The sequence below is a fragment of the Paraburkholderia sp. JHI869 genome, from assembly GCF_038900775.1.
Taxonomy (GTDB): domain Bacteria; phylum Pseudomonadota; class Gammaproteobacteria; order Burkholderiales; family Burkholderiaceae; genus Paraburkholderia.
Genome location: NZ_JAYMSC010000004.1, coordinates 149083 through 173383 on the forward strand (window position 1 = coordinate 149083; position 24301 = coordinate 173383).

A 24301-nucleotide genomic window follows, 5' to 3' on the forward strand; every position below is an offset into this window, starting at 1 on the left:
CTACAGACAACAGCAGTGTAGCGATGCCCACAGCAGTTACGATTGATTCCCGACGCACCGTGCCCGGCGACTGGCTGACCGCGGCTTTTCTGCTCGCCTTTCCTTCTATCGCCATGCTCGTGCAAGGCGCTTCGAGCGCCGTATCGATTGGCGCGGGCGTCATTTCACTGGCAGCGCTGTGCTGGCGACCCGCTGGCGCACCCTATGGATATGCGCCGCTTGAGCGTCACGGGCTCGCGTTTTGCATTGCGCTGTGCGGCCCCCTTGCCGCCGTGGCGCTCAGTACGCTCTCGCATGGGCATCCAATGTTGCGGACCTGGGATTCGCCGTCGCGGTTCCTGCTCGCGATCCCGATCTTTCTGGCGCTGCGGCGCGCGCCACAGCGAATCTTCGTCTGGGCGGACCTCTCCTTTACGCTGGGCGCCCTGTCCGCGCTGGCACTTGCCCTCTTGATGCCACGCGATTGGGGCGATGGCCGCATCGGCAGTTCGTTCCTGAACCCGATCCATTTTGGCGATCTCGCGCTCGCGCTCGGCGTGCTGTCGGCGATCGCCCTGAACTGGTGGCGCAAGGACTCGGCACTCTGGCGCGCACTCAAGATCGCGGGACTGTTTGCAGGCCTCGCTGCTTCGCTACTTTCTGGCGCGCGCGGGGGCTGGGCGGCAATTCCGCTCGTAGCCTTGCTCATCGTGTGGGAGCTCGGCCGTAACAAACCGCTCCACTGGAAGTTGCTGATGCCAGTGGCTGTTGCACTACTGCTCGGGCTCGTGTACGGCCTTTCGGGGACAGTGCGCGACCGCGTCAACGACGTGTCATCGAACCTGACACAGTACACACAAGGCCACCGCGATACGTCGGTCGGCATCCGTCTGCAACTCTATGAGGCAGCATCCACACTAATCGCCGAACATCCGGTACTGGGCCTCGGCGGTGACGGTTTTCGCGACAAGATGGCATCGATGGCGAAGCAAGGTGCAATCACTCCAACCGCAGCGGCATTCGGCGAGGGCGAAGTGCACAACCAGCTGCTCGCCTACATGGCCAACTACGGCATTGTCGGCGGTCTCGCGCTGCTCGCGATCTACATCGTGCCTGCCGTCTTTTTCGCGGCGAAGCTCAAATCCGCATCGAGGATAACGCGGCGTACGGCACTCATGGGGCTGTCCTTCGTCCTGATGTTTTTCGTCTTCGGGCTGACGGTTGAGACCTTCGACCTGAAGAGCACTGTGTCTTTCTACGCGACCGCGCTAGCTGTTCTTGGAGCAATCACGGAACGCACGGATGTCAAATCCGACTCTTTATAGGACGCATCGTCGGGCATGGCAGCGAACAAGGCGCCCGGCTCTTCATGGACAACTGGCCTGCGTGAGTAAGCAGTGCAGCGCGACCGTCACGTCCGCGTGCCGCCAGCCATGCAGTGAATACCAAATCGCGTGCGTGCGAGCACTGAAAGTCCTGCCTGTCTGGCTACGCGCGGTCAGCAGCGGTGAACAAGATAAACACAAGGGCGACACATGGAGGGGATGGTAGACTGCCGGCAAAACTAGAATCCGCCGACAATGCAGCCAACATCTCAGCTCACGCACCCAAGAGACAACTTCGACGCAATCCGCCTGATCGCTGCCGTAATCGTGGTGTACGGACATTCCTTCCCACTCACCGGCACGGTGAGCCCCGGAATACTCGGGAACGCTGTTCAGACACTCGCCGTCAAGGTGTTCTTCGTGCTAAGCGGCTATCTCGTGCTTGGTAGCTGGGTCGCTGATCGGTCGCCAGTGCGGTATCTCTGGCGCAGATGCCTTCGAATCTTTCCGGGGCTCGTTGCCTGCATTTTGCTGACCATGTTCGTCGTTGGCCCGGCGCTCACAGACATTCCCCTCGCCGAGTACTTCAGGAATCCATGGTTCAGGTGGTACGCGGAGAACATCGCTCTGCATCCGTCGTACGCGTTGCCCGGCGTGTTCGAGCACAACGTCTATCCGAATGCAGTGAATGGATCGTTGTGGAGTCTTCCGGTCGAATTTTCGATGTATCTCCTGGCGCCTTTAGTCCTCTTGTGGGGACGTGGCCAGAAGGTGCGCCTCGTGACGGCGACGGTCATTCTCTGTGCGCTCAGCCTTCGGATGGTTCGCATCGCGCCCCCGACGACGCCGATTGTCCTCTACGCAACCAGCATCGTGTCAGCACTGGATGCGGCACCGTACTTCTTCCTCGGCGCTTGCTGGCGCGTCATTGCCACGAGAAAAGCCTATGACATTCAAGGCGCGCTGATCGCGATACTTTTGCTTGCAGCCATCCCGGAGGGGAAGGTGCCCTATGAGATCGGGCTCTATGTGGTGCTGCCGTACGCGATTCTTTCGTTCTGCCTCGCCAAGCCTGCCTTGTTTGGCTGGATGGGCCGCTGGGGAGACCTCTCGTACGGCGTCTACATCTACGGTTTTTTGATCCAGCAGATCGTATCCCATCTGTTCCATACTGACGGGAGGCCGCTCCTGAATTTCGGATTGTCGATCGTGCCGACGCTTCTCCTCGCCGCCGCCTCGTGGCATTGGCTGGAGAAGCGATTCCTGCTGCTGAAGCCTCGTCGACGGCGACTACCGGACCTTGCGCAGCCAGATACTGCCACCGAACCCGCGCAGACATAGCGGCATATGCTCGGCGAAGTATGGCTTGTGAAAGTGCTCCATGAACGAATTGAACATCACGATCTCGTAGTCATGGTTGTTCTGCAGGAAAGCGCGCAGTAGATAAGCCTCGTTCCAGGCCCGCCCCTCTTCTAGCCAGAACCTGAAGTACTCGAACGGATAGATAATGTCGTGGAAGTGGATGATCACTCCCGGCTTGATCGAAGGCAGGACGTTAAAGAGGATGTGATTTACATCACTACCGACGCGACTAACGTGTGTCGAGTCAATAAAAAGAATATCGTTCGGCTCTAGCGCAGAATAGATGTCAAGTGGGACGTCCTGAACGCGGTCCGGATATATCGTGATTCGATCGAGGTCACCCGGTTTTAGCAGGGAGTGCAGAAGTTCGGGGTACGGCTCGATGAATGAACACTCTATCTTGTTGTCGAACCACAGTTCGTTCGTATCGAGAAGCATGCATGACGAATGACCCGATCCCACTTCGATGACTCGCCTCGGCTGTGCATGGCGGATCATCGCGTTGAGCATAATTGCGTCGGTGTATATGAAAGCCTGGTTCACGTACTGATACCGGAGCCCATCGACCTTATCATCCTGAAACGGAAGATCTGAATAGAACTTCCGTGCAACTTCGATGAACTTCAGCTGCTCCTCTTCTCGAAGATCAATGTCCGGCAACGTGCGGGGAAACGACTTGAAAGCCTCGGCGCAATAAGCCTCGATTTCATGTCGAGGCGGTATCGGCGAGTAAAAATGTCCGTTCGGTACCCAAGGCATCTCTTCGCCGAATCGAGCGATATCGCGATCCTTCTGTCCCAGCGCCTCACGCAGCGCATGCAACTCCTGGGCTTGCTCCAACTCGGCGACTCTGTTCTGCGCGTTCTCGAGCGACTGGGACATCTCTTGCTTCAACGATTCCAGGGCCTCTAGTTCTCGCTTGAGTCCGATTTGCTCGATGCGCAGGTCATAAACTTCCTGGTGTGCCGATAGCACTGACATCGCCAAATTGTCACGTTGATCGGACAGTCGCTTGATGGGTGGGATCCACAAGGCTGTGTCCCTTAGAATGCGCCGCGCAAGTCTCATTTGCTAGTCAAGTCCTATTTTCGTGATGCACCTCGGAAGTTCTAAAGAGATACTATCTTAATATTGTTACAGCGTAATATTTTGGAAGACATTGGATTGACGCGGCCCGGGATGTGCCGATGATGCGAAAGGCTTGGTCGAGGCCACGCGGCGGATGGCGTCGCTGACAGCAAACGCTGTTCGACGCGACGTCGTGTAGGCAAAAAAGCAACAAGGAATACGACAAAGATCCCTATTCCCGCTGGCACGCTTTCATGGCGAGCCTCAACCAGCGAACCCTGTCGGAGAACGGTTCCATGCGCGGCTCACGGCGGCGCATGAATGACGAGGATTACCCTCTCAAAGCTGACCGAAGCGGCAGGGACATGATTTACGCACGCGCGGCGGCTCGGTCACATACGGAGCCGGCGGCTTGCCGGCGACCGAACGACACCGCGGCGAAAGTCGCGGTCGCTGCGCCGTGGCTGCGCCACGCCCGCGTGACCGCCCGCTCCCTGACGGCGGGTGTCTGCACCCGGAAACACGACGACGACAAGCGCCATGGCCGCCGACACCGGGTTCGGGAGCGGATTATGCTTTGCGCATTTAGATATTGATAACGATCCGGTAAGCGCGACGGGAGCGTCGAGCCGGGCAACGCCGTGGCGGCAAGATCAAACGCGACCCCTTTGCCGCATCAAACCAAACAACTCCAGATCTAGTTCGTTGGCGTTTTCAATGACACGGCGGTCACCAGCCGAAAGCTCCTCGCGGGGACCAGGGAACACGTTCTCTCTCGCGATGACCAAGCCACCCTGGCTCACTCCTAACCATTTCGCAAGAAAATCAGCGGTCTGCGGCAATTCATCTACAAAGCCGATGTGAGAAAAATATTTGTCGAGATTCTTAAGTGCGCGCCGCAAGCGGAATCCTTCATTAATCTGCCTGGTCGGCAATTTCTTTGTCACGCTCCACCAGTGATTTGCCAATCGATCCTCTAAAAGCGGGAGATAGCGATAGCTTGCCGAAAAAATGCGGACCATCTCATTATTAGTCTCTGGCGTCACGCATGATTCCACAAAATCTCGCAACGAAAGCTTTTCTTTTTTTATAAATTCGAAGTAAGGGGAACTATCGAATCGAGCGTGATGACGGTAAAGAGAAACCACGCGCTCCAAAGGGTCGCGCATGACAGTCGCGTACGTTGGATTCTTATCCCCGAATAGCACGTGCGCACCAAACGCGAAATGTCCGAACACGACGGAATCGCTCGTTAAACTAGAACGCGCCTCATCCGCCATTCGCTTATTCAACCCGGAATAGATTGGATAAACCGAAGAAGTGGCCGACTGCGCGCCAAATACCGCCGCGCCCAACGATGTTCCCGCTGTCTTGGGAACATGAACAAAATATTTCATAACACTCCACTTGTCTGCAAGCGATTGACAATGCCTGCAATTATGCCCTTTCGTTTCGAGTTCGTAGCCGAATTGGCTCAATGGCCAGCGCGAAATTGGCAGCTGCCTGTCTCGGCGTATTCTAGCGCACCAGGTTTTTTCGATAGGGATATCGGACGGAGATTGACGCACGCAACGCACGCGCGCCATGGCGCGAAAGCTTACCGTGACCCGGCGCGCATCACAGCGCGAGCGGCCTGCAGCAAAAAAACTCATGGACGCGGGTTAATTGCCGATAACCCAGATAGGGAGCACTCAAGCTGATCAGGGTTACACAATGAATATCGTTCCAGTCGTCCTTTGCGGCGGCAGCGGAAGTCGCCTCTGGCCGATGTCGCGAGGCAGCTATCCGAAGCAATACCTCAAGTTGATCGGCGCGCAATCGCTAGTCCAGCAGACGGTCCTGCGCCTGCGCGCCATCAACGGCGTCGCTGCGCCTATCGTCATCACGAACAACGAACAGCGCTTCGTCGTTGCCGAGCAACTCCGCCAGGCGGGCGTGACGCCCTCCTCGATCGTGCTCGAGCCATTCGGCCGCAATACTGCCCCGGCGATCGCGGTGGCGGCCCACTTCGCGCTACAGCACAACGCCGATGCTCTCCTGCTCGTGCTGCCTTCCGACCATGTGATCCGCAACGAGAGGGCATTTTGTGAGGCAATTGGCGAGGCGGCTCAAATCGCCGTCGATCAGTACCTCGTGACATTCGGCATCGCGCCTGATGAGCCGCATACAGGCTACGGATACATCCGCCGCGGCGACGCCCTGAACTGCAACGCGTCCGCGTATACAGTGAGCTCATTCGTCGAGAAGCCCGATGCGCAGACAGCCGCGCGTTTCCTCGCCGACGGACGCTACGACTGGAACAGCGGCATGTTCATGCTGAAGGCCTCGACATATCTCGACGAACTGCGTCGCTACGAACCGGACATCGCTGAGCACGCCGAACTGTCGTTCAATCATGCCCAAAGGGACAACGACTTTCTTCGCCTCGAGCCCGAGGCATTCGCCGCCTGCCCGAACATCTCCGTCGACTACGCTGTCATGGAGAAAACCTCGCGTGCGGCGGTGGTTGTAACGCACGACCTCGGCTGGAACGATATCGGTTCATGGACGGCGCTGTTCGATCTCACGGATCTCGACGAGTCGGGCAACGCCCTGCTCGGCGACGTGCTCGCCGAGTCGGTTTCGAATTCGTATGTACGCGCCGAACATCGCATGGTGGCTGCCGTTGGCGTGGACAATCTGATCGTCGTCGAAACGGCCGATGCGGTGCTCGTCGCGCATCGCGACAACGCGCAGGATGTCAAGAAGATCGTCGAGCGTCTGAACGCCTCAGGCCGCCGCGAGTCGGTCACGCAACGCCGCGTGGTTCGCCCCTGGGGCTCATATGAAGGCGTCGACGAGGGTGATCGCTTCCAGGTGAAACGCATCGTGGTGAATCCGGGCGCGCAGTTGAGCCTGCAAATGCACCATCACCGCGCCGAGCACTGGATCGTCGTGAAAGGCACGGCGCGCGTGACGAACGGCGACAAAACCATCCTGCTCTGCGAAAACCAGTCGACCTTCATTCCGCTTGGCAACAAGCATCGTCTGGAGAACCCGGGCAAGATTCCGCTGGAACTCATCGAAGTCCAGTCAGGCTCTTATCTCGGCGAGGACGACATCGTTCGTTTCGAGGATAAGTATGGGCGGACGTCGTCTTAGACTGTGCGTGCTTTCCCGGTAAACTACGGCCTTCTCCGGAACTCCCGCCGGCCTTGCCAGAACCGGCACGCACGCTTTCGTGAAATTCAACGACAACAGCGCCACCTCGCGCGCCCGCACACTTCACGTCGCCCTCGTCTGCAACACGGCTTGGGCGATCTACACCTACCGCCGTGGACTGCTGCGCGCGCTGACACAAAGCAGCGCGCGCGTCACCATCATCGCCCCGAGAGACCCCACGTTCGAACCCCTAGAGCAAATGGGCTGTCGTTGCGTGGAACTGCCAGTGGCATCGAAAGGCACCAACCCGCTTCACGACCTGCGTACCCTCCTCGCGCTTTATCGCCACTATCGTGGGCTCAAGCCCGACGTCGTCTTCCATTACACAATCAAGCCCAATATCTACGGCTCGATTGCCGCGTGGCTCGCGTGCGTGCCTTCCGTCGCCGTGACTACTGGGCTCGGCTACGTGTTCATCCAGAAGAGCCGCGCGGCCGAGGTCGCAAAGCGCCTCTACCGCTTCGCATTTCGCTTCCCGCGCGAAGTCTGGTTCCTCAATCGCGATGACGAGGCCGCCTTCAAGGACGGCAATCTCCTCGTGCATCCCGAGCGCGCCCGGCTGCTCCACGGTGAAGGCGTCGATCTCGAGGACTTCCCGTTCACTCCGCTGCCCGCGCGCGCCGAATTTGCCTTCGTTTTGATTGGCCGGCTGCTCTGGGACAAAGGCGTCGGCGAATATGTCGAAGCCGCCCGCGCACTGCGCGCGCGCTATCCGCATACGCGCTTTCAGTTGCTCGGCCCGGTCGGCGTGGACAACCCGAGCGCCATCTCGCGCGAAGAGGTCGCCTCGTGGGAACGCGAAGGCGTAATCGAATATCTCGGCGAGACAGCGGACGTGCGGCCCTATATCTCCGATGCGGACTGCGTCGTGCTCCCGTCATACCGCGAAGGCGTGCCGCGTACGCTCATGGAGGCGAGTGCAATGGGCAGGCCGATCGTGGCCACCGATGTGCCCGGCTGCCGCGAAGTCGTCGCCGACGGCGTGAACGGCTTGCTGTGCACGGTACGCGACGCGGACTCGCTCGGGCAGGCGCTCGCGCGCATGCTCGACCTCGGCGACGCCGCACGCGCTGCCATGGCCGAGCGTGGCCGAAAAAAAATCGAGAAAGAATTCGATGAGCGCGTTGTGGTACAACGCTACCGGGAACTGATCCGGGAAATTACCGGGTCGACGTTTTGATCGAAACTTGATTTCTCGGGAATGAACACGGCATGACTGCGACGAATTCAAAGGGCACCATCCTCGTCACCGGCGGCGCGGGCTATATCGGCTCGCACACCTGCGTCGAACTGCTCGATGACGGCTATGACGTGGTCGCCGTCGACAATCTCGTGAACAGTAGTAGCGAATCGCTCAAGCGCGTCGAGCAGATCACCGGCAAACCGGTCGCGTTTTATGAAGCCGACGTGCGCGACGCGACAGCTCTGACGCGTATTTTCGAGGCGCATCGCATCACCGGCGTGATCCATTTCGCGGCGCTGAAGGCCGTGGGCGAGTCGGTTGCGAAGCCCATCGAGTATTACCGCAACAATGTGGACGGCCTGCTGGTCGTACTCGACGTCATGCGCCAGCATGGCGTGAAGCAGTTTGTATTCAGCTCATCGGCAACGGTGTACGGGGTGCCAGAACGCTCGCCCATCGACGAATCGTCTCCGCTTACCGCGACTAATCCGTACGGCCAGTCGAAACTCATCGCGGAGCAGATCCTGCACGATGTCGCGATCTCGGACCCGTCGTGGCGCATGGCAGTGCTGCGCTATTTCAATCCTGTGGGCGCGCATGAAAGCGGACTGATCGGCGAAGATCCGGCTGGCGTTCCTAACAATCTCATGCCGTATGTGGCACAAGTGGCGGTCGGCAAACTCGAGAAGCTGCGCGTTTTTGGGGGCGATTACCCGACGACGGATGGTACGGGCGTGCGCGACTACATCCATGTGGTCGATCTAGCCAAGGGGCACCTCAAGGCGATCGATGCGCTTGCGTTGCGCGGCGAAGGCTTTGTCGTGAATCTCGGCACCGGGTGCGGCTATAGCGTGCTGGAAGTCGTGAAGGCGTTTGAGCAGGCTTCGGGGCGGCCCGTGCCATATGAGATCGTCGCGCGTCGGCCCGGGGATATTGCCGAGTGCTATGCGAATCCGATCGCGGCGGAAAGGCTTATCGGGTGGAAGGCGGAGTTTGGGATCGAGCGGATGTGCGTCGATCACTGGCGATGGCAGGAAATGAATCCGCGCGGGTTCGAGTGAAGAAAGACGACATTACATCGAGTTACTTCCCTGCAAAATTGTTGCGTTTTATTACGTAGACGTTACAACGGCGACTTTGACGTTACAATTGCTCGTGATTCGCATTGAACTCGGAGTAACGCGAAGTGGAAACACCAACGCCGGCAGGAGTCGTCGTCTGGCTGACCGGCATGTCAGGTGCCGGCAAATCAACGATTGCGCGGGCTCTGGTCAATCGACTGCAAACGTTTGCGCTTAGGGCGACGATGCTCGACGGTGACGTGCTGCGCACAGGTCTCAACGCGGACCTTGGTTTCAGCGGCGCTGAGCGCACAGAAAACCTTCGACGCGTCGCCCATGTGGCTGCGCTCTTTTGTGAAGAGGGATTTGTGGCCGTCACGGCCACAATTTCACCCGAGCCCGAGCATCGAGACAATGCACGGCGCATCGTGGGCGACGATAATTTTGTCGAGATTTTTGTCGACACGCCGCTGACCGTCTGTGAGCAGCGCGATCCCAAAGGGCTATACCGTCGCGCTCGGCGCGGAGAAATCCCGCAGTTCACCGGCATCGGCTCGCCGTATCATCCGCCGCTCCATCCTGAACTTTGCTTGCATACCCACGGCAACAGCGTCGACCATTGCGTCGACCTGATCATTGACTATCTCGTTGAAGAGCGCCATCTCGACATCGGTAGCCGGCGCGATCGCGCCAAATCGCAAGTAACCGTATAAGCGACTCAACGCTGAGCGCTAGTCGATTTGCGCTAACCCTAGCCAGTAGCGCGCACTGAGGTTCCACCGACGCTCTGCAGTTTTGGCGTGGTCGATGGCTGATACTCAGGCACCCAGCGCCGCAGGTCGCGACGCACTTCGTCGTCGCCAGGCACGCGGTGCTGCATGAGCCACGGCAGCAACTCGTCCAACAGATTGTCCGGCACTTCACGCGCCTTCGCCGTACGCAACTTCGCATGCGGCGTGCGCGTCGTGGTTTCGTCGTCGGCTAGCAGCTCTTCGTAGAGCTTCTCGCCGGGCCGTAGGCCCGTGAACACCACGCGAATCTGTTCTTCCGAGTAGCCATAAAGGCGGATCAAGTCTTTCGCGAGATTGACGATCTTGACCGGCTCGCCCATATCGAGAATGAAAATCTCGCCCCCACGGCCCATGCTGGAGGCCTGGAGCACGAGCTGCGACGCCTCGGGAATCGTCATGAAGAAACGCGTGACTTCCGGGTGCGTGACGGTCACCGGGCCGCCCTTCGCGATCTGCTGCTGGAACTTTGGAATCACGCTGCCGGCACTACCCAGTACATTGCCGAACCGCACAGTCTCAAATTGCGTGCGCTCGCTAGTCTGCTGCAGCGCCTGGCAGGCCATCTCCGCAAGGCGCTTGCTTGCACCCATTACGTTGGTCGGGTTGACAGCCTTGTCGGTCGAGATCAGAACGAAATGCCTCACCTGATGCTTGATCGCCGCACGCGCCACGCGATACGTGCCCAGCACGTTGTTTCTAATTGCCTGCCACGCGTTGAGCTCCTCCATCAGCGGCACGTGCTTGTACGCAGCGGCATGGAATACGATGTGAGGCGTGTAGCGCGCCATGACCTGATCGAGCAGCAGGGCATCTTTCGCGTCGCCGACGATCGGCATGACGGAAAGCTCGGGAAAGCGTTCGCGGATCTCCTCAGTCAGGCGATACATCGCGTATTCAGATACATCGAGTGCAACGAGTTGCGCGGGCGCAAAACGCAGAATCTGACGGCATAGTTCGGAGCCGATCGAGCCGCCCGCCCCCGTGACCATGACCACTCTGCCGCTCAGCAGCGCCTCGACGTGCGGCGTGTCAATGTTGACCGCATCGCGCCCCAGCAGATCCTCGAGGTCGATATTGCGCACCTGGGAAAGAAAACCCTGACCAGGCAGCAAATCGCTCAATGAAGGCAGCATCAGCGCCTTCACGCCCGCTCGAACGCACTGTGTGGCGACACGCCGTTGCACTTCGGCTGACGCCGACGGTATGGCGATGATGGCAAATTCGCAGCGCAGCGCCTGCGCCCAGTGTGCGATGTCATCGATCGGGCCCAGCACTTTGTAGCCGTAGATCTCGCGCCGTTGTTTCGCGGGCTCGTCGTCGAGCAGACCAACGAGGCGCCATTCGGCGGAGCGCGAGAGTTCGCGCGCGAGACTCGCGCCGGCACCGCCCGCGCCAATCACGATCACGGGTTTGCCCTGTGCGACGAGACCGCCGTAAAGGTAGAACTCCTTGCTTGCGCGATAGAGCGCCCTCGAACCGCCCATGACGAAAAATACGAGGAGCGGCGAAACGATCAGCACCGAGCGAGGAATGATCGGCGTAGGCTGCAGCATGACCGAACCGATCATAACGACCAAAGCAGCCGCTATGATCGCCTTCGAGATACGCAGTAGATCCGGCAGGCTCGCGAAGACCCACATCCCGCGATACAGGCCAAATATGCGGAACATCACCGCATAGACTGGGAGCACCCAGATCAGGGTGTGCATCGCGCCGCGCCAGAACTCGGGCGGGACTGATGCGTTAAAGCGCAGAAAATAGGCCGTCAACCAAGCGGCGGCCACAGCACCGATATCAAAGAGAAAGGCGCTGAACGAGAGCCAGGAGGCTTTATTGCGGATCATCAGCGTTCGCCTCAAGGTTGTCTGGTGAGAGACTGGAATCGCCGCCAGCGTGTGTCAATTGCTACGCCCAGCAGAACGAGAACGACAGCCCAACCTGCAACGCCCACCCACTGCTGGGCCGTGGATAACCGCAAGGCCCAAACCGCAAGTATTATGCCTGCAAACATGACCAGATACCACGTTAGTGCGGTTACTGCATGACCAATCCCGAGCCGGACCATGCGCTGATAGTAATGTTCGCGGTGCGCATGCCAAAATTTTTCGCCGCGCAAAAGGCGCCGGATCAAGGTCACCGAGGCATCACCAATAAAGGGCGAGAACACTAGTGCCGGGAACCAGATCGGCCACGCGCCGCTGCGCCAGCCCCAGTAGCCCAATGCGCCCGCCAAAAAGCCCATTGGGATCGATCCGGCATCGCCGAGAAAAATCGTGGCCGGATGGAAATTAAAGAGTAAAAAGCCTCCCGCTGCACCTGAAACAGCGGCGCAGGCCAAACTCAGCTCAAGCGACGGCGCCGGCCCGAGCAACGCCGCAACGGAATACGCCGCAAAGCCAAATAACGCCATGCCGCCGGCCAGGCCGTCCGAGCCGTCCATGAAATTGTAGAGGTTGACGAGCCACACCATCAGGAAGCCGATCGCGACGAGAATCCACCACGGCACCGGCGCCGGATTTAATGCGATTAGCAGCGCCACCGCGCCCACATGCGCACCGAAGCGCACTCGTGCAGGCAAACCGCGACGGTCATCGATCTGTGAGACAGCGGCGAGCAGCGCGGCGAGCACGGCGACCTGCCAAAGCGAGGGCGTCGTGGTTAGCATGACGATCACGCTCACCGGCACGATGCCCCAACCGCCGACTCGCGGCGTTGGGCGCGTATGCATCGAACGCGCGTTCGGGATGTCTGTGGCAAGTCTCCATGCGAGACCGGTGCGCAGGAGAATCGCAAGGATCAGCGCACAACCAGCGAGCGCCAGCAGAGATACGCAAAGCGCGCCAAACCACGGCGAATGGATAAAGAGGGGTAACAACGGCAGGGTCATTTCGCAATTATCGGTACTGTCGGGCGGAATGCTTGAGGCTGTGATATCGCCGTTTTTTTGATCGTTGGCGTGTTTCCAGCACTTATTGGTTGATACTGGACGTAAAGTGCTCCGTCGAGCCCCCGGCCCGATACCAGGCGGCCGTCGCGGCGAGTCCGGCATCTAGCGAGAACGGAGGGCGCCAGCCTAACACATCCCGGATATGGCCCGAATCGACGCGCAAATTGCCCGTAAGCCGGTCGATCTGCGCGGACTTGCCGATGACCCGCCCGAGCGCGTTCAGCAGGCCAGCGGGGACCGGCATGAGCCGCGCGGGACGGTCCAGATGCCGGCCGAGTCGGCGCGCGAGTTCCGCCACGGTCAGGTCCTCGCCGTCGGTGATGTGGAATAGCTGCCCCGCCGCACGAGGAAGCGTCGCGCAGGCGCTCAGCGCGCTCGCGAGATTGTCAACGTAGACCATACTGCGCCGCGCTTGAATCGAACCGATCGGCAGCGGCACGCCGCGGGCGACCGCGCGCATCAGGTTCAGGAAGTTCGCCCGCACGTTTGGGCCGTAGACCAGTGGCGGACGCGCGATCACGATCTCCATTCCCGTACGGGCGCCGAACGCCCGCAGCATGACTTCGGCTTCGGCCTTCGAGATGCCGTAAGGGTCGGGCGGATTGCAGACGTCGGTTTCGACGAGAGGACGACCGGGATCGAGTTCCGCGAGCGCCTTGATGCTGCTCACAAAAACGAAGCGCCTGGCTCCGGCGCGCATCGCGGCTTCGGCAACTTTCAGCGTGCCATCTACATTCGTCGCACGGAAGGCGGCAAGCGGATCGGCGGCGGCGTCGCGCATCACGTGGACACGAGCCGCGAGGTGGACCACCGAATCAACGCGCGCGAAGGCATCGGGCGTGATCGCGTCGAGCGACGCGATGTGCATCGCCTCCTCGCCCGGCTCCAGCATCACGCCATCGCGCACGATGCCGACCGACTGCATGCAGGCATCACGCAAGGCGCGCGTGAGCGCGCGTCCTACGAAGCCGTTGGCGCCGGTGATGGCGATGCGCGAGGTCATATCCGGGCGCCCCGGACGCACCGCGCCTCTCCGCTGGAGGCCGGCTTGCAGAAATCCTTGTGTAGTATCATCCATGATCCTCGGTGTTCAATCCCGGCCCCACTTGCCAGCTCCATGCAGAATCTGAAACCCGCCACGAATTCCGACGTGTCTCGCCAGCTTTCTCATCCGCGCGACAACTTCGACGCCATCCGCCTCATCGCGGCGTTGGTCGTCGTGTACGGCCATGCGTTTCCACTCAGCGGTGTGGTGGCCCCGGGCATGCTCGGCAACGAAGTGCAGACGCTCGCGGTCAAGGTGTTCTTCGCGATCAGCGGTTATCTCGTGATCGAGAGCTGGCGCCGCGACCCCTCGCCCTACCGCTATCTGTGGCGCCGCGGCCTGCGCATTTTCCCGGGTCTTGTCGTCTGCGTCATGCTCAGCGCGTTTGTGCTCGGGCCGATCATCTCGTGGTTGCCGCTCAAGGAATACCTCGCCAATGAGTGGACGCGCCGCTATCTCGGAAACATCGTACTCTACCCGTCATACGCGTTACCGGGCGTCTTCGACAAGATCACCTATCCGAACGCTGTAAACGGCTCGCTGTGGACCTTGCCGGTCGAGTTCTCCATGTACCTGCTGTGCCCACTCGTCGTTCTGTGGGGCCGCGGCGAAAAGGTGCGCATTCTCATCGCGACGATCATGCTGTGCGCGGCAGGATTGTATATGGTGCGCTTTGCCCGGCCCGACCATCAGATCGTTTTTTACGCGACCGATATTGTGTCGGCCCTCGACGCCGCGCCCTACTTCTTCCTTGGCGCGAGCTGGCGCATTCTCGCGCCGCAGAGGGCCTACAACCTCCAGGCCGCCCTACTCGCGGTGCTGATGCTGGCTGCGATTCCGCAGGGCACGATCACCTACGAGATCGGACTCTATCTCGTGCTGCCCTACGCGATCCTGTCGCTTTCACTGGCCAAACCGGCAATATTCGGATGGGCTGGGCGCTTCGGTGACTTCTCGTATGGCGTCTACATCTACGGCTTTGTCGTTCAGCAGACCGTCTCGTATCTGTTCAATACGGGCGGGCGGCCGTACGTCAATTTCCTCATATCGGTTGGGCCGACGCTCGTGCTCGCAGCGATTTCGTGGCATCTGATCGAGAAGAAATTCCTGCTGCTCAAGCCGAGGAAGCGCCGTGCCGCCGCGGCTACGCTAGTGACGTCCTGAGCACGCGCGTCACAGCCACTTCCAGCCGAAGCGACGAAAGAAGATCCAGGCCGACTGCGCGAACAGCATGATGTGCTTCAGCCCCTTGTTCGCGGCACCTCCACCGTGGTGGATCACTTCGACTTCCGGCACGAAGACGACGCGCGCGAGCTTGCGGGTGCGCAGGCTGAGGTCGTAGTCCTCGAAGTAGAGGAAGTAGCGCGGATCGAAGCCGTCGAGACGCTTAAGCGTTTCGGTGCGAAACAGCATGAAACAGCCGCTGACGATGGGCGGATCCCAGAACACGCGCTTCGCGTCCATCACGTCGCGCATCTCGTAGTGAGCCAGCCGCCGCGCGAATGGACGCCGCAGCGGTACGGGCAAAAAGCCGCGCACGAACAGATCTAGCACCGACGGGTAGCGCCGGCATAAGAACGCCTGCTCGCCGTTATCCTCGCGAATCAGCGGCGAGAGCAAACCCGCCTCGCGATGCGCTTCGAGAAAATCGAGCGCCTCGCGCAGCGCATTCTCGTCTACTTCGATATCGGGATTCAGCACCAGGTAGTAGCGGCTGCACGCCTGATCGAGCGCGAGATTGTGGCCGCGTCCGTAGCCGACGTTGCCGTGGCCGCGAAGCTCGTGTAGTTCGAACAGATCGCGCCGCGCGGCGTCGGGAACCGGCGCCGCTTGTTCCGGCGCGCCGTTATCGATGAGATACAGCGGCGTTTTCTCTGCGAGCCCCAAGCGCCGGAGCGCAGCTGCAAGCGTCTCCAGCGTGCGTTCGAGCATCGCCAGATCCGGACGATAGACGACGATCGACACGCTCAACAGTGGCGCCGCGTCCAGCGCGCGCGCGCCTGCTGGAACGGGGCCTTGATTCATCACATTCATACAGCGAAGACGGCTCGGCGGGATGACAAAGAAGGGGAAAGTCTGCCTGACGCCGCGTGGTTCGGCAAGCATGGCCCGTAGCCCGTCAGCGGCAGATGGGCTGCGACGATGCGAGGCCGTGGGTGATCAGTACAGCTGGACGTAGCAACTCCGAATTGGCCGAACGTACCATTCCAGCCCACGTTCGCATTTACGACCATCGCAAATGGTCAGTGCCCGATGTTCAGGTGCGCGCCCAACCTTCGTCTTTAATCGCAGCGCCGGCAGAGGCGCGCAATTTGGCGCTATTTCTGACGTAGTTGTTGAAGTCGTCTGGAAACTGCTCGCAACATGAAAGAGAGCCTGGATTGCGATCCGAATACGCGCGTCAATACCGGATATTTCGCCGCAAAGCGCCTTGCGCTGCGCCGGGAAACATAAACCAGCGATTGGGAACGCGCCTGTTCGTCCACCATCGCGACGACTTCGCGTGGCGACATCGTGATGCGCATTGACTTCTGCATTTCGACCGCACGCTCGTAGCTCTGATGCAGCTTGTGCTGGCGCGTCGCCGCAACTGCGTGCGACTGGGGCACGCGCGCGCGCGATGTGGTCTTGCGCACCGCGTAGAAATCGCCATCGAGCGCGTAACGTGTCCACAGCAGCCAGTCCTCAAGCTGGTCCATCGATTCGTCAAAGCCGCCATGACGCTCGTAGAGCTCGCGTTTGAAAACGACCGACTGGATCGTGACCAGATTCTCCTGCCACATCGCGATCTGCGAAAACGTTCGGAAGTGTGCGTACGGCTCTCCCTCTTCGATCTCGAGATGGCCCTGCGCGTCGTGGCGCACGGTCGACGGCACAAAGTCCGCAGCGCCGTAGGCGGCGTTGGCGCGGCGTTCGGCCGCCGCCGTCATCAGCACCTCGATGTGATCCGCGTAGAGTTGGTCGTCGTCATCGAGGAAACACAGCCACTCACCACGTGCCAACGCCAGTGCGCGATTGCCGGCTGCGCTGCGTCCAACAGGCTCACCGGTCGCTTCGTAGCGAATCGCCAGGCGCGAGCTGAACTCGGCTTCGACCATCGCCTTCGCGGTGGGCGCGCCATCCTCCACCACCACGGTCTCGATGTTCGGATACGTCTGGTGAGCAATGGAAAGCAGCGCGTAACGCAGCAGATCCGCGCGCGCGTGAGTGCGCACAATCACGCTAACGAGCGGCCACGCGTCCTTCGCGAGTGGCTCGGTGGCCAACGGATGAAATGCGCCGAGACGGCGGCGGCCATAGTTCCACAGCAGGAATTCGCCCCGAAAGCCGCGTTCCCGGAATATCGCGCCGCTGGACCGGAAATAGCGCAACGAGCGCGCGAAACGCCACAGGCTGTCGAGCGTCGCACGGCGGCCGCGCGGCAGCTTGCGGATGCCGCTCAGTTCGACCAGCGACAGCGCGAGCCCGGCGGCAATATCCCGCCAGGTGCCGAAACGCGCCCGCAAACACAGTGACGCATAGATGCCATTGAAAATCTGGGCTGGCTTGACTTCGCCGCCTGTCGCGTAGGTGCGATGAACGACAACAGCGCGCGGCACGTACTTGAGCGCATAGCCGCTTGCGCGTAGTCGCCAGGAGAGATCAACGTCCTCGCCGTACAAAAAGATTCGCTCGTCGAAACCGCCGACAGCGTCGAACGCATCACGTCGGAACAACACCGCAGCGCCACTGACCCAACTCGTCGTTAGCAAAGACGGGTCGTAGTCTTTCGGATGTTCAAAGGGCGTCTGCCGCATTTCCCAGGCAGCGACGGGCGTGTTCGGCTCGACTTCGGCGAGTAATTCCTCAAGCGCGTTCGGAAACAGTTCAAGATCTGGATTGAGCACCAGCACGAAGGGCGCATCACCGAGCGCAATGTTCGTGTTGTGCGCGTGGCCGAAGCCGACGTTCTCTTCGGAGTGCGTCACCGAGACGGAGACGACGCGCGACGGCGCTTCGTTGCACCGCGCCGCAAGCGTCTCCCATTGCTCGGCAAGCGTGCGGTCGTTGTTGCGGATCCGCACGTGCAGTTTGAGCCGCGCGGCCACCGTCTGCCGCGCGATGCTGTCGAGGAGACACTCGACCTCCTCCACCGTGTTGCGGTAGACAACCAGCGAGATGTCAATAACCCGCTCCCCCGCGAGCCACAGGGTAGCAGCCGAGCCCTCGCGGCCAGATTCGACCGCCATCACGCTCAACGCAGGCGCCGCACGATACGTCGCCCGACCTGCCGCGCCACCTTGTTCGAACGCGACGCGAAAGTCAGCAGCGTCGGATGACGATGCAGGAACTCGAGCACCGAGCGCTTTGCGGACCTTGTGTAGCTCCTGCGCGCGATGTCGTTTTCGAGCTTGATGATCCACTTGCGCTGATCGTTGATCAATTTGATCGTACCCGGCGGGAACACGTGATATTGCTGGTCGATCTTGGTCAGGATCGTGTGATAGTCGCGCTCCCAATCGCTTTGCGAATGGATCGAGTATGACGACTCGCCCTTCTTCCACTTGCGATAGATGCAGGTGATCTCGGGCGACGCTTCGACGCCACACATCAGCACGCAGCGCAGCTCAAAATCCCAGTCCTCGGCCGTATTGAGCGACTCGTCGAAGCGCAAGCCCAACTCGTGAAACACGGCGCGCGGGAACGAAATCGCCACCGGCGGCGAGTAGTTCTGCAACAAATGCGCATAGAGGTCGTACGTCGCCGGAAATGGATGGCGGATCGCGCTTACGACCGAGTAGCCCTTGCCGCCAGCAGCCGTGCCCGGCGTCTCGGCGATGTCCTGCTCGGCCGCCACCGCGCGCAGCATGCGGCCCGGCGCTCTTTCGGCCATTTTCTGGAACGTCTCCACCCAGTGGGCAAAGATCATTTCGTCGTCGTCGAGAATCGTGATGTAGTGACCGCGCGCCAGCTCAAAGCCAAGATTGAGCGGCGCGGTGCGGCCACCGCGATCACATAGCACGATGCGCGAGCGGTTGCGAATGGCTTCGGGCATGTCCTCGACGACACGCTCGATGCGTTTCTGCAACTCAAATTCCACCTTGTGCGGAATCACGATCAGCTCGAAGTCCTGCGACGTCTGCGCCGTGAGCGCCAGCAGCAGATCGCGGAAGTTCGCAAGGCGGCGGCCTTGGGTACGCATCACGATGGAGAGGAATGGACGCTCCACAGAGGGCTCGACGACAAGCGGGACCGCCTTACGCGCGCCCGGCAGATAAGCGCGCACCAGTTCGTTCACCGTCGAAAACTCGTCGGCGGCCGCGCGAATCTGGCCGAGGTAGCGGTTCAGCGGTGTGGTGTCCGAGACGAGCGGATCAAACGTCGGGAAATACTGATCGCTGCGCTGACGGTGGAAGTCAGCTCGCGCCACTTCTGTCCAGCCCGCGTTCGACATCATCGCGTTGAGCAGACGGTCGGTGTGGTGGATGACGTGCGTGTGGTCCAGCAGACCTTCGACGGTGTAGTCCCAACGGCCACCCAGGAGCTTCGCGCCGAGATCGCGGTGCGCAGCGTTCGGCACCGCGGCCACGAACAGCGCCGCGCGGTTCTCCGCGAAGTCGCGCAGCGCGTTCAGAAACTGTGGTCCATTGGTGATGTGCTCGAGCGTGTCGATCATGCTGATCGATGCAAGCTTGCGCTCGCCCAGCGCAGAGCGCAGGGTGGCGATGGCCGCATGCTCGTCTGAGAGATCGATCGCGCGGGTCTCGAAACCGCGCTCGCCGATCGCCTGCAGACGGCCGGCGTCGAGATCGAGGCCGACATATGTCAACCCCATTTCAAGCACCGGTTCGGCGATCGCGCCGTATCCGCAGCCGATGTCGAGGTGAACGCCGTCGGTGTCCGCATGCGCGCGCAGAAGCTCGACGACGCAACTGTAGACGGTGCCGGATGCGTAAGGATGGTCGTATACGTTACTCATGTTGTCCGGTCAGAATCTATGTTTGCTGTAGAAGCCATCGATGAACTGCGCGACCTTGTGGTCCGCATCGATCTGCACCGGCAACTTGCCGCTCTCTTTCAGCGACTGGAATTTGCGCGCCGCTTTCTTTTCCGTTTCACTGCCGGCGTCGAGCAATTGCCGCTCGATGCGATCGGCCAGATCCGCGCGCGAGTACTTGTAGCTCAGCATCATCGCGGCTTCGGCGGAGAAGTACTCTTCCGCCGCGCCTACGATCCACTTGCCGTCCTGCGACAAGCGCTTATCGTGAAAAATGACCGCCGACGGCTGGAACACCAGCTTGTAGCCGGAAAGCCGGATGCGCCAGGAGAAGTCGACGTCGTCGCAGTAGAGGAAGAACGACTCGGAGTCGAAGCCATTCACTTCCCGGGCAACGGCGGCCGTCACCAGCGCGCACGCCGTCGTCACCCAACCCGTCTCGCCGCTCGCGACGTTGTAGTCCTTTGGATGCTCGATCGGAACCTGACGCGCTTCGACTACGGCCACGCGCGGACGCTCGCGCATCGGCTTGACCAGTTCGATGAACAGATCTGGCGCGACGATCGTATCCGGGTTCAGGATCAGTACGAGTTCGGAATCGAGGCGTTGGAGCAGACGGTTGTGACCGGCGGCCGAGCCCAGATTCTTGTCATAGAACTCGTATTGAATGTCGCCGAGACCTTGCGCCTCGAAACGCTTGCGGCGCGCCTCGACTTCCTCGTCGTTGAAGACGGGCTCGGGCGAACAATCGCCGAACGCCATCTGTACTTTCGTCAAAGCACCGGCCGCAATAGCCAGATCAACCGCACGTGCGAGACTCGCGAGCGATTGATCGACGTGCTGCTGCGCGTTTCCGTAAAGAATCGACTGGATGCGCAGTGAGGCCGGGCCATTTAGTTGAGTGTCGTGTTGGGTCAAACCGCGCTCCTATGCCTGTTTGCTTTCTTCGCTGGCGATCCAGTCCTGCAATTGCGCGAGGCCCGCATCGAGCTTGACCTGCGGCGTCCAGCGCAGGCCGGCGAGCGTGGTCGACAGATCGCACGCGGCGTGGCGAACATCGCCATCGCGGAACTGGCCGTTCACTTGCGGTGCGGGCGCACCGTAGTATTCCGCGATCAGCGAGGCGAGCGTGTGAATGGAGGTCGCGACACCTGAGCCGACATCAAAATACTGGCTGGCCGCCGGCGGCGCTGCCAGTGCTGCGACGATCGCCGAGGCGACATCCCGGATCGACACGAAGTCGCGCGTGACTTCACCGTCCTCATATAGCGGAATGGACTTCTTCGCGCGCGCGAGCCGCGAGAACAGCGCGACGATGCCCGTATACGAGTTGGTGAGCGACTGGCCCGGGCCGTAGACGTTCTGCAGACGCAGGATCGAGACCGGCACCTTCATCGACAGGGACCAGGCTGCGAGGATGTGCTCCTGTGCGAGCTTGGTCGCGCCGTACACGCTGGTGGGATGCGGGACTGTGCTGGCGACGCTCGATGGCTGCGACACCGAGCCGGGGAAGTCCCACTGCGCCGCTTCGAGTTGCGCGTGGCCGCGCTGACCCGGATAGCTAATCCGGCCATCAGCCGTGCGCCATGCACCTTCGCCGTAGACGGCGCGGCTACTGGTCAGCAGCACGTGCTGCACCGCGATCTTGTGACGGCCCACGGCGTCGGTCATCTGCGTGGTGCCGACCACGTTCACGAGACCGTGACGGCTCGCCTCGGTCAGCGACTGGCCGGTGCCGGTCTCCGCCGCCAGATGCACAATGATCTCGGGCTGGAACTGGGCAAACACCCTGTCCCAGTCAGCGGGCACGGTGACATCGCCGACCATCAGCTCAGCGCGCTCGTGCAGCGCCACGGGGCGCGACTGCGTCTTGTGCACCTGCGGGTGCAGGTTGTCCAACACCACATAGCGCGCTGCCTCGGGCGCGAGTAGTGCCGCGATCGCGCAGCCGATAAAACCCGCGCCGCCCGTCACGAGAATGCGCTTGCCGGCGAAATGCCGCATTGTGTTCTGGTCGCTCATGCTTCCCTCTCTCATTTTCAATATTGTCGATCTCGTCCCGTGCGGTCGGACGTGGCGCCCTGCACCGCCCTCACGCCACGCGTCTGCCCGCCGACGCGAGCGTCATTCGCTCTCCAGCTCGACTGAGCGCATTGGCAAGCCCAGCAAGCCGGTGCTCACGCTCGTCGAATGCGACTTGAAGATGATCGCATCGTGAAGCCAGTGATGGACGACATGCTCGCCCTGTGTCCCATCGGCAATGGCGGCTGTGATCGAATAATCCCCGACCGGCATGCGCGGCATGTGGAAGCGGAAGCGCGCCGTCAGCTTCGTGCCGGCACCGGTGTGCATTGGTGCGACCTGCGTCGTAATATACGTATTTTCGCCGAACAGATTCTGGCCGAGGCGGTCTCGCACCAGAAAACCGATGATTGGACGCGCGAGCGGCTGCAGCGTCTCCGCCCGCACCTCGACGCACACCGACTCCCCGCCGACCACCCAGGTCAGACGTCGACGTTCGTCGTCAAGCAGTCCCACATGCGTGATCTTTGCGCCGCCCAGGCCAAAGCCATTGGCCTCCTCCTCGAAGGTGAACACTTCGATATCGTTGCGACACGCCGAGCCATTGATCACGTCGCTGCGCTGATCGTGATAATGCTGATCCACCTGGACCGAGCCGCTCAGCACCGCGTTGCGCTGCCCCGATGGCGTGGCGCCCGAAGCCTCGTGCTGTACCTGATAGTACGCTTCGAGATACTGCTCGCAGATTTCCTTGGCCGGCCCGACGGCTCGCACGCAGCCCTTGTCGAGCCAAACAACGCGCTCGCAAAGATTGACGACGGCGTTCGTATCGTGGCTCACGAACAGCACCGTGCCGGTCTTCATGAAGGCGCGCAGAAAGCGCATGCACTTCTGCGTGAAGAACGCGTCACCCACCGCGAGCGCCTCGTCGATGATCAGCACATCGGCGTCGACGTGCGCAAGCACCGCGAACGCAAGCCGCACATACATGCCGCTCGAATACTTCTTGACCGGCTGATCGACGAACGCACCGATATCTGCGAACTCGAAGATGGATTCGAGCCGCGCTTCGATCTGCTTGCGGTTCAATCCGAGCAGCGCGGCGTTGAGGTAGACGTTCTCACGCCCCGTGAACTCGGGATTGAAGCCGGCACCCAGTTCGAGCAGCGCGGCAACTCGACCGCGCACCTGCACGTCGCCAGTCGAAGGCGCGAGCGTGCCGCAGATGATCTGCAGCAAGGTCGATTTCCCTGAGCCATTGCGCCCGATCACGCCGACGGTTTGCCCGCGCGCGATGTCGAGCGACACGTCCTTGAGCGCATGAAACTCAGTCGCGGCAGCTTGTGCGCGCACGTTGAAGCTCGGCAGCAGCAACCCGAGCCGCTGGAACATTGCGCGCTTGAGGCGATCCTGTGGCCGGTCGTAGATCGAATAGCTCTTGCTGACGTGATTCACGCGGATCGCGAGATTGTCAGATGACATCGGCGAACCCCCCACGCGCAGACTGGAACCACCAGTAGCCCAGCCAAGCCACCACTACGCTGCCGAGGAGATACAGCCCAAGCGTGGCGAAGTTCGGCAGACTGCCGCTGACAAGCACGGCCCGACTCTCCTCGATGAAGAAGGTCAACGGATTGAGCTGCAACCAGATGCGGTATTTCTCCGGCAATGCGGAGATCGGATAGAAGACGGGCGACAGGAACATCAGTACGGAGGCGAGAAACGCCGTAGCCTGCGCGATGTCGCGCACGTAGACGCCCGTCGCGGCCAGAAACCAGCCCACCCCGAGCGACAGCAGAAACAGCGGCAGCACGACGAGCGGAAACAGCAGCGCCGTCAGGTGCACCGATCCGCTCACGAACAGCAGACCCACGATCAGCACCAGCACGCTGATGAACAGATGGAACACCGCCGAGCACAGCGCAATGACAGGAAAAATCTCGAGCGGGAAGATGACTTTCTTCACGTAGCTCGCGTTCTGCAACACCAGCAGCGGCGAACGGTTGATGCATTCGGCGAACAGCGCGTGCACCGTCATGCCGACAAACAGCATCATCGCGAATTCACCGTGACCAACCGGCGCGGCGGCTGCGCCGCCCCAGCGGGACTTGAAAACGAACGAAAAGACGAACGTGTAGACCGCCAGCATCAGGACCGGGTTAAAGAACGACCACGCGAGTCCGAACACCGACCCCCTATAGCGGCCAATGACCTCCCGTTTGGTCATCTGATAAATGAGCCCGCGATTGCCGTATAAAGAAACCGCCAGCGATGTTAAGGATTTCGAAGTCGCGTCCATATTGTGAAGAAACCGTACCGCGTGGCCGGGCACGCCCTCCT

19 protein-coding genes are annotated in these 24301 nt (G+C 60.8%); 7 read left to right on the forward strand and 12 right to left on the reverse strand.

What is annotated here, in order from left to right; all coding sequences use genetic code 11:
* Nucleotides 1–59 precede the first annotated feature (59 nt).
* Both VSR72_RS09745 and VSR72_RS09750 read left to right on the forward strand, forming a co-directional pair.
* The gene (locus VSR72_RS09745) at nt 60–1304 is read left to right on the forward strand and encodes an O-antigen ligase (protein ID WP_342952171.1); all 1245 of its coding nucleotides are present in this window, start codon (nt 60–62) and stop codon (nt 1302–1304) included.
* A gap of 255 nt (nt 1305–1559) precedes the next feature.
* Nucleotides 1560–2645 (forward strand): acyltransferase, encoded by a 1086-nt coding sequence (locus VSR72_RS09750; RefSeq protein WP_342952172.1) that lies wholly within the window; start codon nt 1560–1562, stop codon nt 2643–2645.
* Here the strand turns inward: VSR72_RS09750 and VSR72_RS09755 are convergent.
* Nucleotides 2595–3698, reverse strand: coding sequence for a class I SAM-dependent methyltransferase (locus VSR72_RS09755; protein ID WP_342952173.1), 1104 nt, complete (start codon nt 3696–3698; stop codon nt 2595–2597). The genes VSR72_RS09750 and VSR72_RS09755 overlap by 51 nt on opposite strands.
* Before the next feature lie 689 nt (nt 3699–4387).
* The gene (locus VSR72_RS09760; RefSeq protein ID WP_342952174.1) at nt 4388–5386 is read right to left on the reverse strand and encodes a hypothetical protein; all 999 of its coding nucleotides are present in this window, start codon (nt 5384–5386) and stop codon (nt 4388–4390) included.
* A gap of 61 nt (nt 5387–5447) precedes the next feature.
* On the opposite strand from VSR72_RS09760, the gene VSR72_RS09765 reads away from it, so the two are divergent.
* The 4 genes from VSR72_RS09765 (at nt 5448) to cysC (ending at nt 9892) form a co-directional block, all read left to right on the forward strand.
* A complete protein-coding gene (locus VSR72_RS09765; protein ID WP_342952175.1) occupies nt 5448–6875 on the forward strand; it encodes a mannose-1-phosphate guanylyltransferase/mannose-6-phosphate isomerase in 1428 nt (475 codons plus the stop codon).
* A gap of 79 nt (nt 6876–6954) precedes the next feature.
* Nucleotides 6955–8115, forward strand: coding sequence for a glycosyltransferase family 4 protein (locus tag VSR72_RS09770; RefSeq protein ID WP_342952176.1), 1161 nt, complete (start codon nt 6955–6957; stop codon nt 8113–8115).
* A gap of 32 nt (nt 8116–8147) precedes the next feature.
* Entirely contained in the window at nt 8148–9179 is a 1032-nt protein-coding gene (galE, locus tag VSR72_RS09775; protein WP_342952177.1) for a UDP-glucose 4-epimerase GalE, read from the forward strand.
* Between the two features lie 125 nt (nt 9180–9304).
* Nucleotides 9305–9892, forward strand: coding sequence for an adenylyl-sulfate kinase (gene cysC, locus VSR72_RS09780; protein ID WP_342952178.1), 588 nt, complete (start codon nt 9305–9307; stop codon nt 9890–9892).
* A 38-nt stretch (nt 9893–9930) separates the two neighbouring features.
* Here the strand turns inward: cysC and VSR72_RS09785 are convergent, their stop codons facing one another.
* From VSR72_RS09785 to VSR72_RS09795, 3 genes are all read right to left on the reverse strand, one after another.
* A complete protein-coding gene (locus VSR72_RS09785) occupies nt 9931–11814 on the reverse strand; it encodes a nucleoside-diphosphate sugar epimerase/dehydratase (RefSeq protein ID WP_342952179.1) in 1884 nt (627 codons plus the stop codon).
* Nucleotides 11815–11825: 11 nt separating this feature from the next.
* Nucleotides 11826–12857: a glycosyltransferase family 4 protein gene (locus tag VSR72_RS09790; protein ID WP_342952180.1), complete on the reverse strand. Its 1032-nt coding sequence runs from the start codon at nt 12855–12857 to the stop codon at nt 11826–11828.
* 82 nt (nt 12858–12939) lie between these two features.
* Nucleotides 12940–13920, reverse strand: a complete 981-nt coding sequence (locus VSR72_RS09795) for an SDR family oxidoreductase (protein WP_342952181.1) — start codon at nt 13918–13920, stop codon at nt 12940–12942.
* 114 nt (nt 13921–14034) lie between these two features.
* Here VSR72_RS09795 and VSR72_RS09800 point away from each other — a divergent pair, with 114 nt between their 5' ends.
* Nucleotides 14035–15126: an acyltransferase gene (locus VSR72_RS09800; RefSeq protein ID WP_342952182.1), complete on the forward strand. Its 1092-nt coding sequence runs from the start codon at nt 14035–14037 to the stop codon at nt 15124–15126.
* 9 nt (nt 15127–15135) lie between these two features.
* On the opposite strand, the gene VSR72_RS09805 is transcribed toward VSR72_RS09800, so the two are convergent.
* The 7 genes from VSR72_RS09805 to VSR72_RS09835 all read right to left on the reverse strand — a co-directional run bounded on the left by VSR72_RS09805 (nt 15136) and on the right by VSR72_RS09835 (nt 24260).
* A complete protein-coding gene (locus tag VSR72_RS09805; RefSeq protein WP_342952183.1) occupies nt 15136–15987 on the reverse strand; it encodes a glycosyltransferase family 2 protein in 852 nt (283 codons plus the stop codon).
* A 293-nt stretch (nt 15988–16280) separates the two neighbouring features.
* Nucleotides 16281–18191 (reverse strand): glycosyltransferase family 2 protein, encoded by a 1911-nt coding sequence (locus VSR72_RS09810; RefSeq protein ID WP_342952430.1) that lies wholly within the window; start codon nt 18189–18191, stop codon nt 16281–16283.
* Between the two features lie 5 nt (nt 18192–18196).
* On the reverse strand, nt 18197–19921 hold the full coding sequence (locus VSR72_RS09815; RefSeq protein ID WP_342952184.1) for a methyltransferase domain-containing protein: 1725 nt from the start codon (nt 19919–19921) through the stop codon (nt 18197–18199).
* A gap of 9 nt (nt 19922–19930) precedes the next feature.
* The gene (locus VSR72_RS09820) at nt 19931–20857 is read right to left on the reverse strand and encodes a glycosyltransferase family 2 protein (RefSeq protein ID WP_342952185.1); all 927 of its coding nucleotides are present in this window, start codon (nt 20855–20857) and stop codon (nt 19931–19933) included.
* Nucleotides 20858–20866: 9 nt separating this feature from the next.
* Nucleotides 20867–21961: an NAD(P)-dependent oxidoreductase gene (locus VSR72_RS09825; RefSeq protein WP_342952186.1), complete on the reverse strand. Its 1095-nt coding sequence runs from the start codon at nt 21959–21961 to the stop codon at nt 20867–20869.
* A gap of 102 nt (nt 21962–22063) precedes the next feature.
* Nucleotides 22064–23443 carry an ABC transporter ATP-binding protein gene (locus VSR72_RS09830; RefSeq protein WP_342952187.1) on the reverse strand — a complete coding sequence of 460 codons (1380 nt, stop codon included), beginning with the start codon at nt 23441–23443 and terminating at the stop codon, nt 22064–22066.
* A complete protein-coding gene (locus tag VSR72_RS09835; RefSeq protein WP_342952188.1) occupies nt 23433–24260 on the reverse strand; it encodes an ABC transporter permease in 828 nt (275 codons plus the stop codon). Before VSR72_RS09835 ends, VSR72_RS09830 begins: the two co-directional genes overlap by 11 nt.
* Between the last annotated feature and the right edge of the window lie 41 nt (nt 24261–24301).